2 tRNA genes and 3 rRNA genes are annotated in these 5,243 nt (G+C 51.5%); all 5 read right to left on the bottom strand.

Annotated features, from left to right (window positions below):
• Positions 1–68 (bottom strand): 5S ribosomal RNA (rrf, locus tag UIA24_RS22780); the annotation flags it as partial.
• 137 nt (positions 69–205) lie between these two features.
• A 23S ribosomal RNA gene (locus tag UIA24_RS22775) occupies positions 206–3,095 on the bottom strand.
• 253 nt (positions 3,096–3,348) lie between these two features.
• Positions 3,349–3,424, bottom strand: a tRNA-Ala gene (locus tag UIA24_RS22770).
• Positions 3,425–3,430: 6 nt separating this feature from the next.
• Positions 3,431–3,507, bottom strand: a tRNA-Ile gene (locus tag UIA24_RS22765).
• Positions 3,508–3,591: 84 nt separating this feature from the next.
• Positions 3,592–5,128: ribosomal RNA gene (locus UIA24_RS22760) — 16S ribosomal RNA — on the bottom strand.
• Positions 5,129–5,243: the final 115 nt, after the last annotated feature.

The following is a 5,243-nucleotide window of genomic DNA, read 5'->3' as shown; positions in this document are numbered from 1 at the left end:
GCGATGCATCGTTTCACTGCTGAGTTCGGGATGGGATCAGGTGGTTCCAATGCTCTATGGTCGTCAAGAAATTCTGTGTACCAGACCGTCTTTCGACGCTCCAGCAAATCGGGTATGTGATAGTTGTGAGTCGCAAACTTTCGGTTCGTTTCGTCTTCACAACACCGCAATCTGGTCATTTCGACGCAAATTGCTTGGGTGTTATATGGTCAAGCCTCACGGGCAATTAGTATTGGTTAGCTCAATGCCTCACAGCACTTACACACCCAACCTATCAACGTCGTAGTCTTCGACGGCCCTTCAGGGAGCTCAAGGCTCCAGTGAGATCTCATCTTGAGGCAAGTTTCCCGCTTAGATGCTTTCAGCGGTTATCTCTTCCGAACATAGCTACCCGGCAATGCCACTGGCGTGACAACCGGAACACCAGAGGTTCGTCCACTCCGGTCCTCTCGTACTAGGAGCAGCCCCTCTCAAATCTCAAACGTCCACGGCAGATAGGGACCGAACTGTCTCACGACGTTCTAAACCCAGCTCGCGTACCACTTTAAATGGCGAACAGCCATACCCTTGGGACCGGCTTCAGCCCCAGGATGTGATGAGCCGACATCGAGGTGCCAAACACCGCCGTCGATATGAACTCTTGGGCGGTATCAGCCTGTTATCCCCGGAGTACCTTTTATCCGTTGAGCGATGGCCCTTCCATACAGAACCACCGGATCACTAAGACCTACTTTCGTACCTGCTCGACGTGTCTGTCTCGCAGTCAAGCGCGCTTTTGCCTTTATACTCTACGACCGATTTCCGACCGGTCTGAGCGCACCTTCGTACTCCTCCGTTACTCTTTAGGAGGAGACCGCCCCAGTCAAACTACCCACCATACACTGTCCTCGATCCGGATGACGGACCTGAGTTAGAACCTCAAAGTTGCCAGGGTGGTATTTCAAGGATGGCTCCACGCGAACTGGCGTCCACGCTTCAAAGCCTCCCACCTATCCTACACAAGCAAATTCAAAGTCCAGTGCAAAGCTATAGTAAAGGTTCACGGGGTCTTTCCGTCTAGCCGCGGATACACTGCATCTTCACAGCGATTTCAATTTCACTGAGTCTCGGGTGGAGACAGCGCCGCCATCGTTACGCCATTCGTGCAGGTCGGAACTTACCCGACAAGGAATTTCGCTACCTTAGGACCGTTATAGTTACGGCCGCCGTTTACCGGGGCTTCGATCAAGAGCTTCGCGTTAGCTAACCCCATCAATTAACCTTCCGGCACCGGGCAGGCGTCACACCCTATACGTCCACTTTCGTGTTTGCAGAGTGCTGTGTTTTTAATAAACAGTCGCAGCGGCCTGGTATCTTCGACCGGCATGGGCTTACGGAGCAAGTCCTTCACCCTCACCGGCGCACCTTCTCCCGAAGTTACGGTGCCATTTTGCCTAGTTCCTTCACCCGAGTTCTCTCAAGCGCCTTGGTATTCTCTACCCAACCACCTGTGTCGGTTTGGGGTACGGTTCCTGGTTATCTGAAGCTTAGAAGCTTTTCTTGGAAGCATGGCATCAACCACTTCGCGCTCTAAAGAGCACTCGTCATCAGCTCTCGGCCTTAAGATCCCGGATTTACCTAAGATCTCAGCCTACCACCTTAAACTTGGACAACCAACGCCAAGCTGGCCTAGCCTTCTCCGTCCCTCCATCGCAATAACCAGAAGTACAGGAATATTAACCTGTTTTCCATCGACTACGCTTTTCAGCCTCGCCTTAGGGACCGACTAACCCTGCGTCGATTAACGTTGCGCAGGAAACCTTGGTCTTTCGGCGTGGGAGTTTTTCACTCCCATTGTCGTTACTCATGTCAGCATTCGCACTTCTGATACCTCCAGCAAGCTTCTCAACTCACCTTCACAGGCTTACAGAACGCTCCTCTACCGCGTCACCTAAGTGACACCCGTAGCTTCGGTGCATGGTTTGAGCCCCGTTACATCTTCCGCGCAGGCCGACTCGACTAGTGAGCTATTACGCTTTCTTTAAAGGGTGGCTGCTTCTAAGCCAACCTCCTAGCTGTCTAAGCCTTCCCACATCGTTTCCCACTTAACCATGACTTTGGGACCTTAGCTGACGGTCTGGGTTGTTTCCCTTTTCACGACGGACGTTAGCACCCGCCGTGTGTCTCCCATGCTCGGCACTTGTAGGTATTCGGAGTTTGCATCGGTTTGGTAAGTCGGGATGACCCCCTAGCCGAAACAGTGCTCTACCCCCTACAGTGATACATGAGGCGCTACCTAAATAGCTTTCGAGGAGAACCAGCTATCTCCGAGCTTGATTAGCCTTTCACTCCGATCCACAGGTCATCCGCTAACTTTTCAACGGTAGTCGGTTCGGTCCTCCAGTCAGTGTTACCTAACCTTCAACCTGCCCATGGATAGATCGCCCGGTTTCGGGTCTATACCCAGCGACTAAACGCCCTATTAAGACTCGCTTTCGCTACGCCTCCCCTATTCGGTTAAGCTCGCCACTGAATATAAGTCGCTGACCCATTATACAAAAGGTACGCAGTCACCTAACAAGTAGGCTCCCACTGCTTGTACGCATACGGTTTCAGGATCTATTTCACTCCCCTCTCCGGGGTTCTTTTCGCCTTTCCCTCACGGTACTAGTTCACTATCGGTCAGTCAGTAGTATTTAGCCTTGGAGGATGGTCCCCCCATATTCAGACAAAGTTTCTCGTGCTCCGTCCTACTCGATTTCATTGAAAAGAGATTTTCGCGTACAGGGCTATCACCCACTATGGCCGCACTTTCCAGAGCGTTCCGCTAATCTCAAATCAACTTAAGGGCTAGTCCCCGTTCGCTCGCCACTACTAAGGGAATCTCGGTTGATTTCTTTTCCTCAGGGTACTTAGATGTTTCAGTTCCCCTGGTTCGCCTCTTGCACCTATGTATTCAGTACAAGATACCTAGGTTATCCTAGGTGGGTTCCCCCATTCAGAGATCTCCGGATCAAAGTCTGTTTGCCGACTCCCCGAAGCTTATCGCAGGCTACCACGTCTTTCATCGCCTCTGACTGCCAAGGCATCCACCGTATGCGCTTCTTCACTTGACCATATAACCCCAAGCAATCTGGTTATACTGTGAAGACGACATTCGCCGAAAATTCGCAATACTCTTAAAACTTAAGAGACACTCACAAATTTTACCTTAGCCTGAATAAACACCAGTGAAAGTGCTATTCAGTCTATTTCTATCACATACCCAAATTTTTAAAGAACGATTCTGAAAAAGTTCAGAAATCAACATTCACCATCATCACAATGGAATGCTCATTTCTAAGCTTTGACACGGTTGAGCAAGAGGGGTGGTGGAGCCAAGCGGGATCGAACCGCTGACCTCCTGCGTGCAAGGCAGGCGCTCTCCCAGCTGAGCTATGGCCCCAGCAATTGGTGGGTCTGGGCAGATTCGAACTGCCGACCTCACCCTTATCAGGGGTGCGCTCTAACCAACTGAGCTACAGACCCAATCGAAGGTTGCTAACCTAATCGTCTTCTTCAATGAATCAAGCAATTCGTGTGGGAGCTTATGAAGCAGCTGATGTCGTCGATTAAGGAGGTGATCCAGCCGCAGGTTCCCCTACGGCTACCTTGTTACGACTTCACCCCAGTCATGAATCACACCGTGGTAACCGTCCTCCCGAAGGTTAGACTAGCTACTTCTGGTGCAACCCACTCCCATGGTGTGACGGGCGGTGTGTACAAGGCCCGGGAACGTATTCACCGCGACATTCTGATTCGCGATTACTAGCGATTCCGACTTCACGCAGTCGAGTTGCAGACTGCGATCCGGACTACGATCGGTTTTGTGAGATTAGCTCCACCTCGCGGCTTGGCAACCCTCTGTACCGACCATTGTAGCACGTGTGTAGCCCAGGCCGTAAGGGCCATGATGACTTGACGTCATCCCCACCTTCCTCCGGTTTGTCACCGGCAGTCTCCTTAGAGTGCCCACCATTACGTGCTGGTAACTAAGGACAAGGGTTGCGCTCGTTACGGGACTTAACCCAACATCTCACGACACGAGCTGACGACAGCCATGCAGCACCTGTCTCAATGTTCCCGAAGGCACCAATCCATCTCTGGAAAGTTCATTGGATGTCAAGGCCTGGTAAGGTTCTTCGCGTTGCTTCGAATTAAACCACATGCTCCACCGCTTGTGCGGGCCCCCGTCAATTCATTTGAGTTTTAACCTTGCGGCCGTACTCCCCAGGCGGTCAACTTAATGCGTTAGCTGCGCCACTAAAATCTCAAGGATTCCAACGGCTAGTTGACATCGTTTACGGCGTGGACTACCAGGGTATCTAATCCTGTTTGCTCCCCACGCTTTCGCACCTCAGTGTCAGTATGAGCCCAGGTGGTCGCCTTCGCCACTGGTGTTCCTTCCTATATCTACGCATTTCACCGCTACACAGGAAATTCCACCACCCTCTGCCCTACTCTAGCTCGCCAGTTTTGGATGCAGTTCCCAGGTTGAGCCCGGGGATTTCACATCCAACTTAACGAACCACCTACGCGCGCTTTACGCCCAGTAATTCCGATTAACGCTTGCACCCTCTGTATTACCGCGGCTGCTGGCACAGAGTTAGCCGGTGCTTATTCTGTCGGTAACGTCAAAACAGCAAGGTATTAGCTTACTGCCCTTCCTCCCAACTTAAAGTGCTTTACAATCCGAAGACCTTCTTCACACACGCGGCATGGCTGGATCAGGCTTTCGCCCATTGTCCAATATTCCCCACTGCTGCCTCCCGTAGGAGTCTGGACCGTGTCTCAGTTCCAGTGTGACTGATCATCCTCTCAGACCAGTTACGGATCGTCGCCTTGGTGAGCCATTACCTCACCAACTAGCTAATCCGACCTAGGCTCATCTGATAGCGCAAGGCCCGAAGGTCCCCTGCTTTCTCCCGTAGGACGTATGCGGTATTAGCGTTCCTTTCGAAACGTTGTCCCCCACTATCAGGCAGATTCCTAGGTATTACTCACCCGTCCGCCGCTGAATCAAGGAGCAAGCTCCCGTCATCCGCTCGACTTGCATGTGTTAGGCCTGCCGCCAGCGTTCAATCTGAGCCATGATCAAACTCTTCAGTTCAATACTGCTTGGGTTTTGAGAAAACCCTAAACTTGGCTCAGCAATCTCAAATGACTATTTCGATTTCTCGTGTAGTCACTTGTGATGCTGATAATCTTTTTGACTATCAGTCTGA

The sequence above is a fragment of the Pseudomonas sp. AL 58 genome (assembly GCF_036348395.1).
Classification (GTDB): domain Bacteria; phylum Pseudomonadota; class Gammaproteobacteria; order Pseudomonadales; family Pseudomonadaceae; genus Aquipseudomonas; species Aquipseudomonas defluvii.
Note: the sequence above shows the minus strand (reverse complement) of the source record. Positions and strands in the feature narration are given on the sequence as shown.